Origin of the sequence: Myxococcus sp. CA056, assembly GCF_013336715.1 — a bacterium.
GTDB classification, from domain to species: Bacteria; Myxococcota; Myxococcia; order Myxococcales; family Myxococcaceae; genus Myxococcus; species Myxococcus llanfairpwllgwyngyllgogerychwyrndrobwllllantysiliogogogochensis.
Genome location: NZ_JABUMT010000019.1, coordinates 15,517 through 38,501 on the forward strand (window position 1 = coordinate 15,517; position 22,985 = coordinate 38,501).

General features: G+C 69.8%; 3 protein-coding genes (1 of these 3 running past the window's edge). 2 read left to right on the forward strand and 1 reads right to left on the reverse strand.

What is annotated here, in order from left to right; translation table 11 throughout:
* Window positions 1-19,455, forward strand: part of the annotated coding region (locus HUA76_RS40275; RefSeq protein ID WP_174463885.1) for a non-ribosomal peptide synthase/polyketide synthase (this coding region is incomplete at its 5' end). The annotated region extends 15,516 nt beyond the left edge of the window; 19,455 of its 34,971 annotated nt are in view.
* Between the two features lie 59 nt (window positions 19,456-19,514).
* Here HUA76_RS40275 and HUA76_RS40280 read toward each other — a convergent pair.
* Window positions 19,515-20,741 (reverse strand): M56 family metallopeptidase, encoded by a 1,227-nt coding sequence (locus HUA76_RS40280; protein ID WP_174456263.1) that lies wholly within the window; start codon window positions 20,739-20,741, stop codon window positions 19,515-19,517.
* A 629-nt stretch (window positions 20,742-21,370) separates the two neighbouring features.
* Between HUA76_RS40280 and HUA76_RS40285 the strand changes: the two genes are divergently transcribed.
* Window positions 21,371-22,969 (forward strand): PKD domain-containing protein, encoded by a 1,599-nt coding sequence (locus HUA76_RS40285; RefSeq protein ID WP_141640286.1) that lies wholly within the window; start codon window positions 21,371-21,373, stop codon window positions 22,967-22,969.
* Window positions 22,970-22,985 lie beyond the last annotated feature (16 nt).

Consider the following 22,985-nt stretch of genomic DNA (forward strand, 5'->3'; position numbering starts at 1 on the left):
AAGGTTGACCGCGCAGCGCTGCCTTCGCCGGACGCCCTGAGCACCGACTCCTACGTCGCGCCTCGCAACGAGATGGAGGAGGCCCTCGCCACGGTGTGGGCCCAGGTGCTGCGCGTCCCGCGCGTCGGCATCCACGACAACTTCTTCCAGTTGGGCGGCGACTCCATCATCAGCCTCCAGCTCGTCGCGCGCGCCCGTCGTGCCGGTCTGCACTTCGCGCCCCGGCAGCTCTTCCAGTCGCAGACCATCGCCACCCTGGCCCCCGAGGTCTCCCGGCTCCAGGCCACCACCGCTGAGCAAACGCCCGTCGTCGGCCCGGTGCTCCTCACGCCCATCCAGCGCGCGTTCCTCGAGGGCGCGAATCCCGAGCCGCACCACTACAACCAGGCGCTGATGCTGCGGCTGCGCGAGCCGGTGGAGCCCTCTGTCCTCGAAGCCGCCCTGCGCAAGCTGGCGGAGCACCACGACGCCCTGCGCATCCGCTTCGTCCAGGTGGACGGCCGGTGGAGCCAGCACGGCACGGGCCTGGAGCACACCCCGTCGCTGCGCCGGGAGGACGTGTCCTCGCTATCCACGGGTGAGCGGACCGCGCGGGTGGAAGCCATCGCCACCGAGGCGCAGAGGTCCTTCGACCTGGGCTCGGCGCCGCTCTTGCGCGCCGTCCACTTCGACTTCGGCCCAGGGGAGTCCGCGCGACTGCTGCTCGTGGCCCACCACCTCGTCGTCGACGCAGTCTCCTGGCGAATCCTCGTCGAAGACCTGGAGACACTCTGCCGTCAGGCCCTGCGTGGCGAGGCGCCCTCGCTCCCGGCAAAGACGACGTCCTTCAAGACGTGGTCCGAGCGCCTGCACACGCATGCCCGGTCCGAGGCGCTCGACGCCGAGCGCGCCTACTGGCTGGACGAGGCCCGCGCGCGCGTCCTCCCGCTGCCCCGAGACAGGGCGGAGGGGCTGAACACCGTCGCCTCCTCGCACACCGTCTCCACGAGTCTCGACGCCGGAGACACGGGCCTGCTGCTGCGTGAGGTGCCCGCGGCATACCGCGCGCGGCTCCAGGACGTGCTGCTGGCCGCGCTGGGCCGTGCCCTGGCCATGCGCACGGGCCAGTCGCGCTTCCTCGTCGAAGCCGAAGGCCACGGCCGCGAGGACCTCTTCACCGACGTGGACCTGTCACGCACCGTGGGCTGGTTCACCTCTCTCTACCCGGTCCTTCTCCAGGTGGGCGCCGGGGACAGTCCCGGTGACACCGTGCGCTCCACTCGGGACGCGCTGCGCACCCTGTCCGCCAACGGCCTGGGACACGGCCTGCTGCGCCACCTGCGCGAGGACGACACCCATGCGCGGCTGCGCGACCTGCCCGTCCCCGAGGTGTCTCTCAACTATCTGGGCCAGGTGGACTCCACCTCCAGCGACGCCTCGCTGTTCACGTTCGCGCCAGAGGCCCAGGGTCCATCCATCAGCCCGCGTGCGCCGCGCGCGCACCTGCTCGACGTGTCAGCCGTCGTCCAGGGGGGACAACTCCACCTCTCCCTCACGTACAGCCGCGACCTCCACGACGAGGCCACCGCGCTCGCGCTCGTGGAGTCCTTCAAGGATGCGCTGCGCCTGCTCGTCTCCGGCCGCGCCACGTCCGATGCCCTGCGCTACACCCCGGCCGACTTCCCGCTGGCGCGGCTGACGCAGGCGACGCAGGACAGGGTGCTCCCACCGGGCTTGCCCGTGGAGGACGTCTACCCGCTGTCCGCTCTCCAGCAGGGCATGCTGTTCCAGTCGCTGATGGCGCCGGGCTCGGGCGTGTACGTCACGCAGTTCGGTTGGACGTTCGGCGCGCGCATCGACCTGGGGCTCTTCCGCCGCGCATGGGAGACGGTGGTGGAGCGCCATGCGCCCCTGCGCACCGCGTTCGTCTGGGAAGGGCTGGATGAACCGCTTCAGGTGGTGAGCCCGCGCGTCGCGCTGCCCTGGGAGGAGCTGGACTGGCGCGGCCTGACTCCGGACGAGCAGAAGGCCCGCTTCGATGCCCTCATGGCCTCGGACCGCGTCCGGGGCTTCGACCTGCGCCAGTCGCCCCTGATGCGCCTGACGGTGGTGAAGCTGGATGATGGATTGCACCGCGTCCTCTGGTCCTCGCATCACCTGCTGATGGACGGCTGGAGCCTCGGCCTCGTCTTCAAGGAACTGTTCGCCTCGTACGACGCCGCCTCCAAGGGCCAGCGTCCCGCGCTGGGGGCCGCTCCCGCGTACCGGGACTTCATCTCCTGGCTGCGAGAGGACCCCACCGCGCACAGCGAGGCCCACTGGCGCGAAGCCCTCCAGGGCTTCACCGCGCCGACGCCACTCCCCGGCGCCAGGCTCCCCGACACCAAGGACGCACCGTACGCGCAGGGCGAGCGAGGGCTCCTCTTGAGCGCCGAGACGACCCAGGCGCTGCACGCGTACGCACGCCAGCACCAGCTCACGGCCAACACCGTGCTGCAGGGCGCCTGGGCGCTGGTGCTCGCCCGCTACTCCGGTGAGCGCGATGTCATCTTCGGCACCACCGTGTCCGGCCGCGCCGCCGACGTGCCGGGCATCGAGCACATGGTGGGCCTGTTCATCAATACGTTGCCCCTGCGCAGCCGGCTGGAGCCCGACATGCCGGTGGTGGCGTGGCTCGCTTCGCAACACGCCCAGATGCAGGCGCTGAACCAGCACGAGCACGCCTCACTGGCGCGCATCCAGGCCTGGAGCGACGTGCCTCGCGGCCAGCCGCTGTTCCAGAGCCTGTACGTCTTCGAGAACTACCCCGTCGACGACGCCGTCTACTCCGGCGGCAGCGACTTCCAGGTCCGCGACCTCGCCAGCGCCGAACAGTCCGACGTGCCCTTCGTGGCCATCGTCCTGCCCGGCCCTCGGCTGGAGCTGCGCCTCGTCTACGACACGCAGCGCTTCGAGACGCCGGCGCTGGAGCGGGTGCTGCGCCACTGGGCCACGGCCCTGGAGTCCATGCTGGCCCGGCCCCAGGCCCTGCTGTCCTCGCTCTCCCTGGTGACACAGGAGGAGCGCGAGCGAGTGCTGGTGGAGTGGAACCGGACACAGCGCGACTACCCGCGCGAAGCGGGAGTGCATCAGCTCTTCGCCGAGCAGGCGGCGCGCACACCGGACGCCATCGCCGTCGAGTCCACGACGGGCATGCTCACCTACCGGGAGCTCGACGAGCGCTCCAACCAGCTCGCGCACCATCTGCGCACCCTGGGCGTCACGCCGGGGACTCGCGTGGCCCTGTGCCTGGAGCGGAGCCTGGAGCTGCCCGTGGGCCTGCTGGGCATCCTCAAGGCGGGCGCGGCCTTCGTTCCGCTCGACCCCGCCTATCCGGCGGAGCGGCTGTCCGCCATGCTCGCGAGCACGGGCGCGTCCGTCCTCGTGACCCAGGAGCGGCTCGCCGATGAGCTGCCCGCCTACGTCCCGCTCCTCGTCTGCCTCGACTCCGACTGGGAGCAGGTAGCCCTCCAGCCTGTGTCGGCGCTCGACACTCGCGCTGACGCGGACAGCCTCGCGTACGTCATGTTCACCTCGGGCTCCACGGGGCAGCCCAAGGGCGTCGCCATCCCCCACCGAGGCATCACCCGACTGGTGATGAGCGGCGAGTTCATCCACTTTGGCCCCCAGGAGGTCTTCCTCCAGCTCGCGCCCATCTCCTTCGACGCCTCCACGTTGGAAGTCTGGGGCGCGCTGCTCCATGGCGCGCGCCTGGTCCTCTTCCCGCCTCACACGCCCACGCTGGAAGAGCTGGGCGCGGTGCTGGTGCGCCACCGCGTCACCACCCTGTGGTTGACGGCGGCCCTCTTCGAGCAGATGGCCATCCATCAACCCGAGGCCCTGGCCTCCGTGCGACAGGTGCTGGCGGGAGGCGATGTGCTGCCCGTGCGGCGCGTGCGCGAACACCTGTCGCGGATGGCTCCCGACGCCGTGCTCGTCAACGGCTACGGCCCCACGGAGAACACGACGTTCACCGCGTGCCACCGGATGGAAGCGGGCGACGTCATCGGAGCTTCCGTGCCCATTGGCCGCCCCATCTCCAACACCCGCGTCTACGTGTTGGATGAGCGGTTCGAGCCGGTGCTCCCTGGTGCGCCGGGCGAGCTGTTCACGGGAGGAGACGGACTGGCCTGGGGCTACCTGGGCCGTCCGGACCTCACGGCCGAGCGCTTCGTGCCCCATCCGTTCAATGCGGGCGAGCGCCTCTACCGCACGGGCGACAAGGTGCGCTGGAGCGACGACGGCACGCTGGAGTTCCTCGGCCGCACGGACTTCCAGGTCAAGGTGCGCGGCTTCCGAATCGAGCCGGGCGAGGTGGAGAGCGTCCTGCGGCTGCACGCCAGCGTGAGCGAGGCCGTCGTCGTGGTGCGCGAGGATGCGCCCGGCGACAAGCGACTGGTGGCCTATGTCGTGGCGCCCGACGCCGACATGGCGGGGCTGAAGGACTTCCTGCGCCAGAAGCTGCCCGAGTACATGGTGCCCTCGGCCCTGGTGTGCCTGGAGTCCCTGCCGCTGACTCCGAACGGCAAGGTGGACCGCAATGCCCTGCCGGCACCGGAGCTGGAGGGCTCGGGCGCTGACGCCTTCATGGTGCCTGTCGGTGCCACCGAAGTGGCGCTGGCCAGCATCTTCTCCGACGTGCTGGGCGTCCCGCGCGTGGGGAGGAATGACGACTTCTTCGAGCTGGGCGGACACTCGCTCCTCGCCACCCAGGTCGTCTCGCGCATCCGGGCGACGTTCGACCTGGAGCTGGCCCTGCGTGAGCTGTTCGAGTCCCCGACGCTCTCCGCGCTGGCCGGGCAGGTGGACGCCCTGCGCCTGGAACGGCGAGGCCTGGGCCTGCCCCCGCTCGTGCCCGTGCCGCGCACGGACGCGCTGCCGCTGTCCTTCGCTCAGCAGCGCCTGTGGTTCATCGACCAGTTGGAGCCGGCCAGCGCCCTGTACAACATGCCCTCCGCGCTCCGGCTGGTGGGCGACCTGGACGTGGCCGCGCTGGAGCACTCCATCTCCGACGTGGTGGAGCGCCACGAGGCGCTGCGCACCACCTTCGCCTCGCGCGAAGGGGAGCCCGTGCAGCACATCCATCCGGCCGCGCCCGTGACGCTGCCGGTGGTGGACCTGAGCACCCTGCCCTCGGCCGAGCGCGAGGCCGAGGTGCTCCGCCTCGCCCGCGAAGAGGCCCTGACCCCCTTCGACCTCGCCACGGGTCCGCTCTTCCGAGTCACACTGCTGCGAGTGGAAGCGCGGGAGCATGTGCTGCTCTCGACGATGCACCACATCGTCTCCGACGGCTGGTCCACGGGCGTGCTGGTGCGAGAGCTGGGCGCCCTCTATGCGGCGCACCTGTCAGGGACACAGGCGGAGCTGCCTCCGCTGCCCGTGCAGTACGCCGACTTCGCGGCCTGGCAGCGGGGCTGGCTGCGCGACGACGCGCTCCGCACGCGCCTGGGCTACTGGAAGCGACAGCTCGAAGGCGCTCCGGCGCTGCTGGAGCTGTCCACCGACAGACCCCGTCCGGCCGTCCAGACGCGCAACGCCGCTCAGCGCGCCGTCGTGCTGTCCACGGACCTCTCCGACGCCATCAAGACCCTGTCGCAGCAGCACGGCGCCACGCCCTTCATGACGTTGCTGGCCGCGTTCCAGGTGCTCCTCGCGCGCTACTCCGGCCAGGACGACATCGTCGTCGGCTCGCCCATCGCCGGGCGCAACCGGGGGGAGACCGAGGGCCTCATCGGCTTCTTCGTCAACACGCTGGCGCTGCGCGCGCGGCTGGAGCCACGCGCCTCCTTCGCCTCGCTGCTGAAGCAGGTGAAGCGCACCACGCTGGAGGCCTTCGACCACCAGGACGTGCCCTTCGAGAAGCTCGTCGAGGAGCTGCACCCCGAGCGCAGCCTCAGCTACTCGCCGCTGTTCCAGGTCATGTTCTCCGTGCTGAACACCCCCATGGGCGCGCTGGAGCTGCCCGGGTTGCGGCTGGAGGGACTGGGGGACCACGAGATGCCCCTCAAGTTCGACCTGAACCTCACCCTGACGGAGACGCCAGCGGGCTTCGTGGGCACGCTCGACTACAACGTCGACCTGTTCGACAACGCCACCATGGCGCGGATGGTGGAGCACCTGCTCACCCTGCTCCGCGCGGCCGTGGCGGACCCCGAGCAGTCACTCTCCGCCCTGCCGCTGATGGACGAGGCCGAGCTGCGACGCGTCCTCGGAGAGTGGAACGACACCCAGACCTATGTCCTGGACGCGGACCTGCGGCCGGTCCCCACGGGCGTGCCCGGCGAGCTGTATCTGGGCGACGAGGGTCTGGCGCGCGGCGCCCCGCACCAGCCCCACCTCATCGCCGAGCGGTTCATCCCAAACCCGTTCAGCACCGAGCCCGGTGCCCGCATCTACCGCACCGGCGACAGGGCGCGCTGGCTCGCGAACGGAACCCTCGAGCACCTCGGCCGCCTCGACTCCCAGGTGAAGCTGCGCGGCTTGCGCATCGAGCCAGGTGAAGTCGAAGCCGCGCTCCTGCGACAGCCGGGCGTCCAGGAGGCCGTCGTGCTGGTGCGCGACGACCTGCTGGTCGCCTACGTGGTGCCACGAGCAGAGAGCACGCTGGAGGCCACGGAGCTCCGGCGAGGACTGCTGACCGGACTGCCTGAGCACCTGGTACCCGCGGCCTTCGTGGTGCTGGATGCGCTGCCCCTCTCGCCGAACGGCAAGCTGGACCGCGAGGCGCTGCCCGCGCCAGACCTGCAGGCCGAAGTGGAGGCTGCGTGGATCGCCCCCCGCACGCCCACGGAGCAGACGCTGGCGGAGCTGATGGCCGCCATCCTCTGCGTCGAGCAGGTGGGAGCGCAGGACAGCTTCTTCACCCTGGGAGGCCACTCGCTGCTCGCCACCCAGCTCGCCTCTCGCATCCGGGCCGCGTTCCAGGTGGACCTCCCCCTGCGCGCCCTCTTCGAGGACCCCACCGTGGCGGGCCTCGCCGCGCGCATCGACGCCAGCCGGGGGGAGACGACTCCGGCGGTGCCGCCCCTGCTTCCCGTACCTCGTACGGAGGCGTTGCCGCTCTCCTTCTCCCAGCAGCGCCTGTGGTTCATCGACCAGCTCTCCCCGGGCACGCCGCTCTTCAACCTGCCCACGGCGCTGCGCGTGGAGGGTGCACTGGAGGTCGGAGCGCTGGAGCATGCCTTCAACGCCCTGGTGAACCGCCACGAGGTGCTGCGCACCACCTTCGCCATGCGTGACAGTGCGCCCGTGCAGCGCATCCGCCCCGCCTCGCACTTCAGCGTGCCCGTGGTGGACCTGAGCGCGCTGTCCGAAGAGGAGCGACAGGCGCGGACGCAAGCCCTCATCGCGGCGGACGCCCTCGCTTCGTTCGACCTCTCCACGGGGCCGCTCCTGCGCGCCTCGTTGCTGAAGCATGGCGCACAGGCCCATGTGCTCCTGGTGACGATGCACCACATCGTCTCCGACGCGTGGTCCACGGGCGTCCTCGTGCGCGAGCTGGCCACGCTGTACGTGGCTCGGACCACGGGCACTCCGGCCGCGCTGCCTCCGCTGCCCGTGCAGTACGCCGACTACGCGGCATGGCAGCGCACCTGGCTGCGCGGCGACATGCTCCAGCGTCAGCTCGACTTCTGGAAGGAACACCTCTCGGGCACCTCGGGTGTCCTCGAGCTGCCCACGGACAGGCCTCGTCCGGCCGTCCAGTCCCACAAGGGCACCCTGCTCCCTGTCGCGCTGACGGGCGAGCTGAGCGCCTCCGTGCGAGCGCTGGCCCAGCGCGAGGGCGCCACACCCTTCATGGTGCTGCTCGCGGCCTGGCAGCTCGTGCTCGCCCGCTACGCCGGCCAGGACGACGTCTCCGTGGGCTTCCCCATCGCCAACCGCCAGCAGGGGGAGACGGAGGGCCTCATCGGCTTCTTCGTCAACACGCTCGTCCTGCGCTCGCGCATCGACGCGCGCGGCTCCTTCCTCCAGCTCCTCGCCCACGTGCGGAGCGCCACGCTGGCCGCATACCAGCACCAGGACCTCCCCTTCGAGAAGCTCGTCGAGGAGCTCCAGCCCCAGCGCGACCTCGCTCGCAGCCCGCTCTTCCAGGCCACCCTCACCCTCCAGAACACCCCGGTCGAGGCCATCCAGCTCCCGGGGCTCTCCTTCGCTCCGCTCACCGCGAACATCACCACGTCGCAGTACGAGGTCAGCCTCCTGCTGGAGGAGGGGACGCAGGGCTTCTCCGGCGCCCTCAACTACAACACCGACCTCTTCGATGCGGACACGGTGAAGCGGCTGATGCGCCACTACGCCGTGCTGCTGGAGACGGTCACCGCCGCGCCGGAGCGCCCGCTCGGCCTCGTGTCGCTGCTGTCCTCCGAGGAGCGGCATCAGGTCCTGACGCGGTGGAACGCCGCTGCCGCGGAGTACCCGCGTGACGCAGCCATCCATCAACTCTTCGCCCGACAGGCCGCGCTCACTCCGGACGCCGTCGCCGTCGAGTCCGAGGACGCGAGCCTCACGTACGCGCAGCTCGACGCGCGCGCGAACCGGCTCGCCCATCATCTCCGCGGACTGGGCGTTCAGCCCGGCAGCCGCGTCGCCGTGCACCTGAAGCGCTCCGTGGACCTGGTGGTCGCGCTGCTCGGCACCCTCAAGGCGGGAGCCGCGTACGTCCCACTGGATGCCACCTGGCCGACCGAGCGCATGGCGTGGGTCCTGCGCCAGTCTTCCTCCGCCATCCTGTTGACGGAGTCGTCGGTGGCAGACGAGCTGCCGGAGCTGGGCGTCGTGCTCGTCGTCATGGACGAAGAGGCCGCGCATATCGCCCGCCAGCCAGACTCGGCCCCAGAGGTGCCCGCGAGCGCGGACTCCCTGGCCTACGTCATGTTCACCTCGGGGAGCACCGGCGAGCCCAAGGGCGTCTGCGTGCCGCACCGGGGCGTCGTCCGACTCGTGCAGCCTCACGGTGCCATCCGCTTCGGGCCCAACGAGGTCTGGCTCCAGGCGGCCCCCGTCGCCTTCGATGCCTCCACGCTCGAACTCTGGGGCGCGCTGCTTCACGGCGCCCGGCTCGTCCTCGCGCCTCCTGGAGCGCTGTCCCTTGAGGAGCTGGGAGCGCTGCTCGCGCGTCACCGCATCTCCTCGCTCTGGCTCACCGCTGCCCTCTACGAGCAGATGGTGACGTATCAGCCTCAGGCGCTGACCGGCGTCTCCCAGGTGCTCGCGGGTGGAGACGTGCTGCCCGCGCGGCGCGTGCGCGAACACCTCGCGCTGCTGCCTCCGAGCGGCGTCCTCATCAACGGCTACGGCCCCACCGAGAACACCACATTCTCCGCCACACATGCCCTGCGCGCGGGTGATGCGGTGGGCGACTCGGTCCCCATCGGCGGGCCGGTGCCTCACTCCTCCGCCTTCGTGTTGGACGGCTCATTCCAGCCGACGCCTCCCGGAGTGACGGGCGAGCTGTACGTCGGAGGCGACGGCCTCGCCTGGGGCTACCTCGGGCGGCCGGACCTCACAGCGGAGCGCTTCGTGCCCCATCCCTTCGGGGCGCCGGGCACGCGGCTCTACCGCACGGGTGACAAGGCCCGGTGGCGGATGGATGGAACCTTGGAGTTCCAGGGCCGCGCCGACTTCCAGGTCAAGGTGCGTGGCTTCCGCATCGAGCCCGGTGAAGTGGAGAGCACCCTGCGCCAGCACCCGGGTGTCGGCGAAGTCATCGTCGTCGTGCGCGAGGACGTGCCGGGCGACAAGCGACTCGTCGCCTACGTGGTGCCCTCGGAGCATGGACTGGACACGGGCGCCGTGCGCGGCTTCCTCGAGGAGCGGCTCCCCGCGTACATGGTGCCGTCGGCCATCGTCACGCTGACGGAGCTGCCGCTGACAGCGAACGGCAAGGTCGACCGCAAGGCCCTCCCTCCGCCCGGAGTCAGCACTCAGCCTCAAGAGACGCCCGAGATGCCACGCACCGCCACGGAGGAGGTGCTCGCGGGCATCTACGCCGAGGTGCTCGGTGTCTCGCGAGTGGGCCCGCGGGACGACTTCTTCGAGCTGGGAGGCCACTCCCTCCTCGCGACCCAGGTCGTCTCCCGCATCCGCTCCGCCTTCAACGTCGAACTCCCGCTGCGGGAGCTCTTCGAGGCCCCCACCGTCGCCGGACTGGCCCGGTACCTGGATGCCTCTCGACAGGAGCAGCAGGGGCTGGAGGTTCCGGCGCTGACGCCCGTACCGCGCACAGGCGCCCTGCCGCTGTCCTTCGCGCAGCAGCGACTGTGGTTCATCGACCAGCTCGATCCCGGCAGCGCCCTCTACAACATCCTCACGGCGCTCCGCCTCGAGGGGACACTCGACATCGCCGCCTTGGAGCGAGCGGTCTCCGACGTCGTCTCACGCCACGAGGCGCTCCGCACCACGTTCACCTCCATCGACGGGCAACCGTCCCAGGTCATCCACCCCGCGGCGCCCGTCTCCATCGCGCTCATCGACCTGAGGCACCTGGATGATGACCACCGTCAGGCCGAGGCCCGACGACTGACGGTGGAGGAAGGAGAGCGCCCCTTCGACCTCACCTCCGGACCGTTGTTCCGCCTCTGCCTCGTCAAGCTGGCGGAGCGCGAGCACCTGCTCCTCGCCAACATCCACCACATCGTCTCCGACGGTTGGTCTTCCGGCGTGCTGGTGCGCGAGCTGGGCACGCTCTACGCGGCGCACCTCTCCGGCGAGCCGGCCGTGCTTCCTCCGCTGTCCGTGCAATACGCCGACTTCGCGGCGTGGCAGCGCGGCTGGCTGCGTGACGAGGCGCTGCGGACGCGGCTGGCCTACTGGAAGCAGCAACTCCAAGGAGCCCCCGCGCTGCTGGAGCTGCCCACCGACAGGCCCCGCGCCGCCCACGCGTCGCGCGAGGCCGTCATCCTCCCCATCGCGCTGGGAGCCGAGCTGTCCAACGCCATCAAGGCGCTCTCACAGCGCCAGGGCGCCACGCCCTTCATGACGCTGCTGGCCGTCTTCCAGCTCCTGCTCTCCCGCTACTCGGGCCAGGACGACATCTCCGTCGGCTCCCCCATCGCCGGCCGCAACCGCGAGGAGACCGAGGGCCTCATCGGCTTCTTCGTCAACACGCTGGTGCTCCGTGCGCGCGTCGACCCACGAGCCTCGTTCCACGCGCTGTTGGAGCGCGTCCGCGCCACCACCCTGGGGGCCTTCGAGCACCAGGACGTGCCCTTCGAGAAGCTCGTCGAAGAGCTGCAGCCCGAGCGGGTCCTCGATGTCCCCCCGCTCTTCCAGGTCATGTTCTCCCTGCTGAACACGCCCATGGGAGGCCTGGAGCTGCCCGGCCTGCGAGTGCATTCCGTCGACCAGGGTGACGCGCTCGCCAAGTTCGACCTCAACCTCACCTTCGTCGAAGCACCTTCTGGATACGAAGGCGCCCTCCAGGTCGCCGCCGCGCTGTTCGATGCCTCCACGGCCGCGCGCATGGTGGCGCACTTCCTCACGCTGCTCCGCGCGGCGGTGGAACAGCCGGATGCCCCCGTCGCGTCCCTTCCACTCATGGACGAGGCCGAGCAGCACCGCGTCCTGGTGGAGTGGAACGACACGCACGCCGACTTCCCCGCGCACACCACCGTCCACGCCCTCTTCGAGGAAACCGTCGCTCGCACTCCCGACGCGCTCGCCGTCTCCATGGGCGACGCTCAGCTCACCTTCCGTGAGCTGGACGCACGCGCCAATCAGCTCGCCCACGCGCTGCGCGACCTGGGTGTCGGGCGAGGCTCACGAGTGGGCCTGTACTTCCGCCGCGCACCCGACATGGTCGTGGCCCTCTGGGCAACCCTCAAGGCCGGTGCCGCCTACCTCCCTCTCGACCCGGCCCTGCCCGACTCTCGCATCGCCTTCCTCCTGCAAGACACCGACGTCGCCGTTGTCCTCACCCAGGCCGCGCTCGCGGACGCACTGCTCACGAACACAGTCTCCGTCCTCCGAGTCGACAAGGACTGGGACGTCACGGCGGGCAAGCAGCCCACGACTGCTCCGGCCCCCCTGGCCACCGCCGACGACCTCGCCTACCTCATCTACACCTCTGGCAGCACCGGCCTCCCCAAGGGCGTCATGGTGGAACACCGGGGCGTCGTGAACTACCTCACCTGGGCCCTGCACGCGTACCGCATCGCCGAGGGCTCGGGCTCACCGGTCCACTCGCCGCTCTCCTTCGACCTGACCGTCACCAGCCTCATCGCTCCGCTCATCGCAGGGAGACCCGTGGTGCTCGTGCCCGAGGAGGCAGGCGTGGAGGGGCTGGGTGAAGCCCTGCGCGAGGGCAGCGACTTCAGCCTCGTGAAGCTGACGCCGACGCACCTGCAACTGCTCTCCTACCAGCTCACGCAGGGTGAGGCGGCCGGTCGCACCCGAGCCTTTGTCATCGGCGGCGAGGCCCTGACCGCCGAAGGCGTGGCCTTCTGGCGCAAGCACGCTCCGGACACCCTGCTCATCAACGAGTACGGCCCCACCGAGACGGTGGTCGGTTGCAGCGTCCACACCGTGGCCCCTGGAGACGCGACGAGCGGTTCCATCTCCATCGGCCGTCCCATCGCCAATACCCGCCTGTACGTCCTGGATGCCCACCTGCGCCCGGTGCCGGTAGGCGTCGTGGGTGAGCTGTTCATCGGCGGCTCGGGCGTGGCGCGCGGCTACTGGCGGCGTCCCGCGCTGACCGCGGAGCGCTTCATCCCCGATGCCTTCAGCGCGCTGCCTGGAGCCCGGATGTACCGGACGGGCGACCGCGTCCGCTGGGGCGCCGACGGACGGCTGGAGTACCTGGGCCGCGCCGACTTCCAGGTGAAGGTGCGTGGCTACCGCATCGAACTGGGAGAGATTGAATCCGCGCTGCGGACGCATGCCTCCGTCGGCGACGCGGTGGTGGTGGTGCGCGAGGAGGGCCCTTTGGGCGCACGGCTCGTGGCCTACGTCGCGCCGCATTCAGGCGCCCCCCTCCCCGACGCCAACGCCCTGCGGGGACATCTGGGTGAACGCCTCCCGGCGTACATGGTGCCCTCGGCCATCGTCTCGCTGGAGGCACTGCCCCTGTCCTCCAACGGCAAGGTCGACCGCGCCGCGCTGCCTTCGCCGGACGCCGTGAGCACCGACTCCTACGTCGCACCTCTCAACGCCACCGAGCGCACGCTGGCAACCCTCATGGCGGAGTTGCTGCGCATCGAGCACGTCGGCGCCGAGGACTCCTTCTTCGCGCTCGGCGGCCACTCCATCCTCGCCACCCAGCTCGCCTCGCGCATCCGCACGGTCTTCCAGGTCGAGCTGCCCCTCCGAGCCCTCTTCGAGGCGCCCACCGTCTCGTCCCTCGCCGCACGCATCGACGCGAACGCTCGCGGGGGCAGCTCTGCGTTGCCTCCCCTGATTCCCGTATCCCGCACCCAGGCACTGCCGCTGTCCTTCGCGCAGCAGCGCCTGTGGTTCATCGACCAGCTCGAGCCCGGCAGCGCGCTCTACAACATGCCCGCGGCGCTGCGCCTGGAAGGGGCGCTGGACGCGGACGCGCTCGAGGCCAGCTTCGACGCCCTGGTGCGACGCCATGAAGCCCTCCGCACCACCTTCCCGTCTCATGACGGCGAGCCCGTGCAGGTCATCCACCCGGCCGCGGCCTTCTCACTTCCGCTCGTGGACCTGAGCCGCGAGCACGGGGACGAGCGCGCTGCTCGGGCTCAGCGGCTCATCAACGAGGAGGCGCTCAAGCCCTTCCACCTGGCCACCGGCCCGCTTCTGCGCGCTTCGCTGCTCCGGATGGACGCGAAGGAGCACATGCTGCTGGTGACGATGCATCACATCGTCTCCGACGGCTGGTCCATGGACGTGCTGGTGCGCGAGTTGGTCACGCTCTACGCGGCCATCGCCACGAACACGTCGCCAGACCTCGCGCCACTGCCTGTGCAGTACGCCGACTTCTCCGCGTGGCAGCGCGCGTGGCTGCGCGGCGAGGTGCTCCAGCGACAGCTCGACTACTGGAGGAACCAGCTCGCGGATGCGCCCGCCGTGCTGGAGCTGCCCACCGACAGGTCCCGCCCGGCGGTCCAGTCCTCCCAGGGCGGAGCGGTGCCATTCCACCTGCCCGAGGAGCTGACCCAGGCCCTGGAGTCTTTCACCCAAGCCGAAGGGGCGACGCTCTTCATGGGCGTGCTGGCCACCTTCCAGCTCCTGCTCTCGCGCTACTCCGGACAGGACGACATCTCCGTGGGCTCGCCCATCGCGGGACGCAACCGGGCGGAGACCGAGGGCCTCATCGGCTTCTTCGTCAACACCCTCGTCCTGCGCTCCCGCATCACCCCACGCTCCACCTTCCGCGAGCTGCTCTCCCAGGTCCGTGCATCCACGCTCGCGGCCTATGAGCACCAGGACGTCCCGTTCGAGAAGCTCGTCGAGGAACTCCATCCCCGGCGCAGCCTGAGCCACTCGCCGCTCTTCCAGGTGATGCTCGCGCTCCAGAACACGCCTCGACAGGCGCCGTCGCTCCGCTCCGGACAGAGCGAGCTGGAAGCACTGAAGCTCACGCCGATGGGCGTGGAGGGGCTGGAGGCGAAGTTCGACCTCTCGCTCTCGCTCGCCCGGACATCCCAGGGACTCGGAGGAGCGCTCGATTTCCGCGTGGAGCTGTTCGACGAGCGGACCGTCGCGCGCATGGCGGGGCACCTCATCACCCTGCTGAAGGCCGTGGTCACCACGCCCGATGCGGACCTGGGTTCGCTGTCCCTCCTCTCCGATGCGGAGCGGGAGCAGCTCCTCGTGACGTGGAACGACACGCACCGCGAGCTGCCGTGGGGAGGAGCGCTGCACGAGCGAATCGAAGCTCAAGTCGCTCGCACACCCGATGCGCTGGCGGTCCTCGACGACACGACGTCGCTCACCTTCGACCAGCTCGACCGTCGGGCCAACAGGCTCGCCCACTGGCTGCGTGCTCACGGCGTCAGGCCCGAGTCCCGCGTCGCCATCTGCATGGAGCGCGGCGTCGACATGATTGTCGCCGTCCTCGGCGTCCTCAAGGCGGGCGGCGCGTACGTCCCCCTGGACCCCTCCCATCCTCGCGAGCGGCTCGCCTTCGTGCGCCGCGACTCCGGCGTCACGCTCGTCCTCACGCAGCAACTCCTGGCCGAGCGACTGGAGACGCCGTCCGTCAAGGTCCTCCGCATGGATGACCCGGACGTGGCCCAGATGCTCGCCAGTGAAGCGGACACCGCGCCACTCCGTGTCTCCGCGCCCCAGCACCTCGCCTACGTCATCTACACGTCGGGCAGCACCGGGCATCCGAAGGGCGTCATGATTCAGCACGCCTCCGTGATGAATCTGCATGCGGCCCTCGCGTCCACGGCGCTCGCCGGCCTGCAAGGCCCGCTGCGAGTCAGCCTCAACGCGCCGCTGGCCTTCGATGCGTCTGTCCAGCAGCTCATCCAGCTCTCCGATGGCCACACCCTGTGCGTGGTGCCCCAGGCCGTTCGCCAGGACGCGCCCCGACTGGTGAACTGGGTGGAGCAACACCACATCGACGTGCTCGACTGCGCGCCGTCCCACCTGCGTCTGCTGCTCGATGAGGGGCTGGCCTCCAATCGAGCCCTGCGAGTCCTCGTCGGAGGCGAGGCGGTGGACGACGCCCTCTGGGAGCGGCTCGCCACCCATCCACGCATCACCGCCTTCAACGTCTACGGGCCCACCGAGTGCACGGTGGACTCGACGGCGCGCGCGGTACGCGGAGCGCCGCGTCCTTCGCTCGGCTCACCGCTGACGAATGTGCGGGCCTACGTCCTGGATTCCCACCTCCAGCCTGTCCCCGTGGGTGTCTCCGGAGAGCTGTTCCTGGCCGGAGATGGCCTCGCGCGTGGCTATCTCGCGCGCCCGTCCCTCACCGCGGAGCGCTTCGTCCCCAATCCGTTCAGCTCCGTCCCCGGCGCGCGCATGTACCGCACGGGAGACAAGGTGCGCTGGCTCCCTGATGGAGAGCTCGCGTTCCTCGGCCGCCTCGACTTCCAGGTGAAGCTGCGCGGCTTCCGCATCGAGCTGGGCGAAATCGAAGCCACCCTCGCCCGCCACCCCGACGTCCGTGAAGCCCTGGTCCTCCTCCGCGAGGATGTCCCAGGAGACCAGCGCCTCGTCGCCTACTACACCGCTCACTCACGCCCGCCCGAGCCCGCGGCCCTCCGCGCCTACCTCACCAAGAGACTCCCGGCCTACGAGGTCCCCGGTGCGCTCATGGCCCTGGAGTCCTTCCCTCTGACGACCAACGGCAAGGTGGACCGCAAGGCCCTGCCTTCTCCCGAAGCGCCCCCCGGCGCCGACGCCTTCGTCGCTCCGCTCACACCCACCGAGGTGCGCCTCGCCGCCCTCTGGGCCGATGTCCTCCGCCTCCCGGTTGTCGGCCGTCATGACCACTTCTTCGAGCGCGGCGGCCATTCGCTGTTGGCCACCCAGTTGATGTCGCGCATCCGCTCCATCTTCGCCCTGGAGCTCCCCCTGCGCGCTCTCTTCGAGGCGCCCACCCTGGAGTTGCTCGCCCTCCGCGTCGAGCGCGCCACCGAGGCGTCCGCGCTCCCGCCGCTGCTCCCCGCACCGCGAGACGACGCACCGTTGCCTCTCTCCTTCGCGCAGCAGCGCCTCTGGTTCCTCGAGCAGCTCCAGCCCGGCACTCCCACGTACAACATGCCCACGGCCCTCCGCCTCGAGGGCGCGCTCGACGTCCCGTCCCTCCAGCGCGCCTTCTCGGAGCTGCTCCGCCGCCACGAAGCCCTCCGCACGTCCTTCGCCGAGGACAACGGCGCTCCCTTCCAGCACATCTCCCCCCCGGCTCCCTTCGCGCTCCTCGTGGAGGACCTCTCCTCCGTCGAGGAGCGTGAGGCCCTCGCTCGCGAGCGGGCGCATCAGGACGCCGTCCGCCCGTTCGACTTGAGTCGCGGCCCCCTGCTTCGCGCCTCCCTGCTGCGCCTCGCACCCCAGCAGCACGTGCTGCTCCTCAACCTCCACCACGCCGTCACCGACGGCTGGTCCATGGGCCTGCTCGTCCGAGAAGTGGTCACCCTCTACGAAGCCTTCCGCCAGGGACTCCACTCCCCCCTTCCCGAGCTGCCGCTCCAGTACGCCGACTACGCCCTCTGGCAGCGCCAGTGGCTCAAGGACGATGTCCTCTCCCGGCAGGTGGCCTGGTGGAAGAACCAGCTCGCGGGAGCCCCCGCGCTTCTCGAGCTGCCCACCGACTTCCCTCGCCCACCGCTCCAGTCCTTCCACGGTCGCACCGTCGACTTCCAGATTCCCGGGGCCCTCGCTCGCGCCGTGGAAGCCTTCTGCAAGCAGGAGGGCGCCACCCTCTTCATGGGCGTGCTGGCCACCTTCCAGCTCCTGCTCTCGCGCTACTCCGGGCAGGACGACATCTCCATCGGCTCCCCCATCGCCGGCCGCAGGGCTTCCGAGTTGGAGGGCCTCATCGGCTTCTTCGTCAACACCCTCGTCCTGCGCTCCCGCGTCGAGCCGCGCGCCTCCTTCCGTCAGCTCCTCTCCCAGGTGCGAGCCTCCACGCTCGCCGCCTATGAACATCAGGACGTCCCCTTCGAGAAGCTCGTCGAGGAGCTCAAGCCCCAGCGCAGCCTCAGCTACTCGCCACTCTTCCAGGTGATGTTCACCCTCCAGAACACCCCCACGGACACGCTGGAGGCCGGCGAAGGCACCGCGATGCTGAGCGTCCAGTCCGTCGCGCCCGACGTGCGTTCCACCCACTTCGACCTGACGCTGTCGCTCGCCGAAACGCCGGAGGGCTTCTCCGGCGCACTGACCTATCGGACCGACCTGTTCGAGGAGTCCACCATCACTCACATGGCGGGACATTTCGCCACGCTGCTGGAAGCCGCCATCCACGCTCCCGAGACACATGTGGGCGAGCTTCCGCTGATGCCCGTCGCCGAGCGCGAGCAGATGCTGACTCGCTGGAACGACACCCATCGCGAGCGGCCCTGGGAGGGCGCCATCCACGGAGAGGCCATTGACGAGTCCTACTGGGAGAAGCTCTCCGCCCCCCGGCCCGTCGGCACCCCGCTGGCCAACGTGCAGGCCCACGTCCTCGATGCACGCATGCAGCCCGTTCCCCTGGGGGTTCCCGGCGAGCTCTTCCTCGCAGGCGCGGGCGTCAGCCGGGGCTCTCTCAGCGGGCCTGGCCTCACCGCCGAGCGGTTCCTCCCAGACCCGTTCTCGTCCACGCCTGGCGCCCGCCTCTACCGCACGGGCGACAAGGTGCGCAGACGGGACAACGGCGAGCTGGTCTACCTCGGCCGCTTCGACGACACGGTGGACCCGAAGGCCCAGCCCGCTCCGGACATGTCCTCCACGAGCAGCGAGTACGTCGCTCCGCGCAACCCTGGCGAGGAGACCATCGCGGCGCTCTGGCGCGAGCTCCTCGGCAGGCAGAAGGTGAGCGCCACCGACGACTTCTTCGCCCTCGGCGGCCACTCCCTGCTGGCCGTCCGCCTCATGTCGCTGCTGCGCGAGCGGCTGGGTGTCTCGCTGCCGGTGTCAGCCCTCTTCCAGGCCTCCACCGTGGAGCGCCTGGCTCGACGGGTGGAGCAACGCGAGCAGGCTCCACGGCCCACTCCCAACCTCGTGCGCCTGGACACCGGCACGTCGACAGAGCGGCCCCTCTTCCTCGTCCACGGCGGCGGAGGCGCGGCGCTGGGCTACACCGAGCTCGTTCGTGAGCTCGGTACCCAGCGGCCCATCTACGGCCTGTCCGCGTCCGGCATGGAGGGCGGCGAGCTTCCCGAGTCCTCCGTGAAGGCGCTGGCGCGCGACTACCTCGCACAGCTCCGCACGGTGCAGCCTCGGGGGCCGTACCTCCTCGGCGGCTGGTCCTTCGGCGGCGTCGTGGCACACGAGATGGCGCGGTTGCTCGAGGCCACGGGAGAGAAGGTGGACCTGCTGGTGCTGCTCGACAGCCGCGCGCCTACGCGGCAGCCGATGCCCAAGCCCGACACGCTCACGCTGCTCGCCGGCTTCGGTCAGATGCTCGGCGTGTCCTGGGAAGACGCCTCACTGGAGGTGGGGCGGCTGGAGCGCCTGGGAGCGCGAGAGGTGCTGGCCCAGGTGCTGCCACGGCTGCGACTCGCCGCTCCGGCCTTGCACACGCTGGAACTCGACACGGCTGAGCGGCTCTTCAACGTCTACCAGCGACTCACCGAGGCCCAGCGTCGCCATGTGCCAGACGGTGTCTACACGGGTCGGACCGTGCTCTTCCGCGCCACCCGGTCTCCCGACGAGGCCCCGTTGCGCGAGGACCGCGGCTGGCGCGAGTGGCTCACCGGGGTGCTCTCGGTGCACGACGTCGCGGGCGACCACTTCACGATGTTGAGCGCGCCGCGAGTCTCCGAGTTGGTGGAGCAGCTCGCGCGAGACCTGGAGGACGCAGCCTCGTGATGTGATTCACACCAGGCCCGGGCCTCGAGCCCGGGCCCATTCCCCTCAAGGGAGGTCCTTCAGCATCTATCGGGTCCATCGGGTGACCACAGCGCGTCGTCGGGTGACCAGGGAAGGCTGGGCGCAGAGGGAACCGGGGCGGGATTGAGGCTCGGTGCGGCAGGCGGGGCGGAAGGGATGGGAGCCGCCGACACCTTCGTGGCGACGACAGCCGGAGTCGCGACCTCTGGCGCGGCCGAGTCCGAGCGAGCCCGCGGCGACGCTGTCTGCTCGCGTGCGACCAGTTGGACCGGCAAGAGGACCGCGAGGCCAAGGAGTAGCAGCGCCACTCGCAACGAAGTACGGCGTCGCGGAGTGGAGACATCGACGTGTTCCAGCATGGACAACCTCCTGTGCAGCGTGTGGATGTGAGTTGAGGCACCGAGCACAGCGGCGGTGCCGTGGGTGCGGGTGACGCCAAAGGTGAGGAGGAGCTGGCCATAATCACCGGGCGCGGCCCCCGTGAGGCGGAGGGCTTCGGCGTCACAGGCCTCCTCTCGTGCCAGCGCATACTCCTGGGCTGTCTTGCGTACGAGCGGGTGGAAGAAGAGGACGCTCTCCGCGAGTGCCGGAACCCAGCCAAACCACAGGTCGCGGCGCTGGAAATGGGCCAACTCATGAGCCACTGCCATCCGCACTGATTCCAGGTCCAGGCACCGGACCGCCTGCGCGGGCAGAACAATCACCGGGGAGATCAGCCCCGTGGCCAGAGGGCTCGCCATCTCATCGGACATCAGGAGACAGGGCACTCGGCGCAGTCCCGCGGCGGAGGCGAGCTCGCTGATGGCCTTCTCGATGTCCGGTTGGCGAAGGGGCATCGCGCGAAGGCGCAGGCGACGCATGCGACTCCAGGCTCGCACATGCCCCTTGAGCTGCCAGGCGATTCCCAATCCCCACGCAACGAGCAGCACCGCCGCGCCCCCATGTCGCCAGGGCACTCCATCGCCCATGAGAGCCATGGTGTCCGGAGTGGCCACGTTCTCCTCCGGCCCCATCGACTCCACTCGTCCCGGAATCAGCGTGGGCAGGAGAGGAAGCTGCACCGGGCTCAACGCCCCCAGGGACAGCACGAACTTGAGGGAAACCAGCCACCACAGTCCCGCGCGCAGGGCGGAGGGCATGCGCGGCACTGCGTGGGACAGCCCCCAGACCAGCGCGGCCCACGGCGCACCCTGCCAGGAAGCCCGCCACAGACACTCCAGTGTGGAAAACCCCCAGCTGAAGTCCGTCAGCCATTCAGCACCCATGGGCGCACTCCTTCCCCTGCTTCCGAGAGTTCAGCCGGGCCACGACGTCCTGGAGCTTCCGAGAACCGGGTGAGGTGCCCCTTCGTCCGCGGCCACTCCATCACCCGCTCTCCCACGGTCGCCATGACTACATCTGTAGTCAGAACGTACGCGTGACTACAGCCGTAGTCAAGTCATCTCCGGAGCCGAGCTGCTTGCGCGACTGAGCTCCTCCCAGCGCCACCTCGCCCTTGTCAGTCCATTCAGAATGCCCCTTGCGGTGCGCAAGCGAATCAACGCGATGGTCGCGGTATCGCGCATCGAGGAACTCAACAGAGTGGGATCGACTCACGCAGATGGCGAGCCGCTCTCATCGCCTGAAACGTTTGGTGACCCGCGGTCCGGAACTCCATCGTCGTGACTCGATTGTTCGGGGAAAACCCTACCAACGCCCATGCTTCAACGTTCTTGCCTGACTTGAATCGCTCCAAAGATTGACATGGCGAAATCGCCGCTCCCAAGGTTGGCCTGTCGCCGACGCTGGCGACCCGGAGCGCCTGCTGGTGTGAGCGAGCGCAATGGCTCTCACAGGCAGACGCGCATCGCCGTCCATTGCGTCGTTCGCGACGCTCAATGCCGAGGAGCCATCCATGTCGAAACCAAGCCAGTCAGCGCCACCCCTCTCCCGCCGCCTGTTGCCAGCACTCGCCGCCCTCGCCCTGGCCGTCGCCGCACCGGACGCCAGCGCGGCCTCCGCGGTCTACGGCGGTGGCCCGTTCTACTCCGGCGGCACCGCGGTGATGGACGACCTGCGCGCCTCGGGCTTCACCACCATCATCCTGTGGAGCTTCCACATCGAGGACAACGGCGACCTCGTCTACAACGACATCCCCGTGGTCAGGAACGGCGCATACATGGGTGATGCCGCGTGGCCGACACGCCTGGCAACGCTCAAGACCGCGCCGACCTCGGTGAATCGCATCGAGGTGTCCATCGGCGCATGGAGCGTTCCGGACTTCGAGCGCATGGCCAGACTGGTCAATGGCACCGCCGCCGGCTGCGGCACCACCCTCGTCTGCGGCACCGGCAGCAACAGCATCCTGTACAGGAACTTCCAGGCGCTGAAGGCCGCCACCGGCGCCGACGCGGTGAACTTCGACGACGAGAGCGCCTACGCCCTGGCTCCGACGACGACCTTCGGGCAGATGCTCATCGGCCAGGGTTACAAAATCACCTTCGCGCCTTACACCCAGCAGACGTTCTGGCGGAGCCTCAAGGACAACCTGGGCAGTGCCGTCGATAGAATCTACCTTCAGGTGTACGACGGCGGCGCCGGCAACAACCCGGCGAGCTGGAACACCGCGATGGGCATGACGGTCGACCCGGGCCTGTGGTCCAGGCATGGCACTGGCTGCACTTCGGGCGACAGCCCGGCCTCGGTGCAGAGCCGGATGAGCGGCTGGAAGACCAGCGCTGGCATTCGCGGCGGCTTCATGTGGTTGTACGACGACATCCAGCGGTGCTCCGCGCAGGGCACGAGCGCGCAGTACGCGGCGGCCATCAACACCGCGGTCAGCGGCAACACCCCGCCGGTGGCGAACTTCGGCGTCACCGTCAGCAGCCTCACCGCGACCTTCAGCGACTCGTCCACCGACGCCGACGGCACCATCACCTCGCGCAGTTGGAACTTCGGCGACGGCGGCACCTCCACCGCGACGAACCCCTCGCGCACCTATGCGAGTGCCGGCAACTACAACGTCACCCTCACCGTCACCGACAACGGCGGCGCGAGCAATACCAAGAGCCAGACGGTCTCGGTCGGCGCGGGCGTCGCCAATCTGGCGTTGAACAAGCCCACCACCAGCTCGGCCGCCTGCAACAGCAACGAGTCCGCGGCCAAGGCGGTCAACGGCAGCGTCTCGGGCGGCACCACCGACAAGTTCTGCTCGCTGGTCTCGCCGGCGTGGATGCAGGTGGACCTGGGCTCGGCGCAGACGGTCAGCAGCTTCACCCTCAAGCACGCGGGGGCCGGGGGCGAGAACACGAGCTGGAACACCCAGGCGTTCACCATCCAGACGTCGAGCAACGGGACCACCTGGAGCACGCCCGTCACGGTGAGCACCAACACCGCCAGCAGCTCCACGCACGCCATCACCTCGACGTCGGCGCGCTACATCAAGCTCAACGTGACGACGCCCACCCAGAATGGAGACCCGGCGACGCGAATCTACGAGTTCGAGGTTCGCTAAGCTCTCGAAGAGGAAG

Bases quoted from the DNA above. Each gene is read 5' to 3' on its own strand.
- HUA76_RS40285 (WP_141640286.1), top strand. From the start codon at position 21,371: ATGTCGAAACCAAGCCAGTCAGCGCCACCCCTCTCCCGCCGCCTGTTG.
- HUA76_RS40280 (WP_174456263.1), bottom strand. From the start codon at position 20,741: ATGGGTGCTGAATGGCTGACGGACTTCAGCTGGGGGTTTTCCACACTG.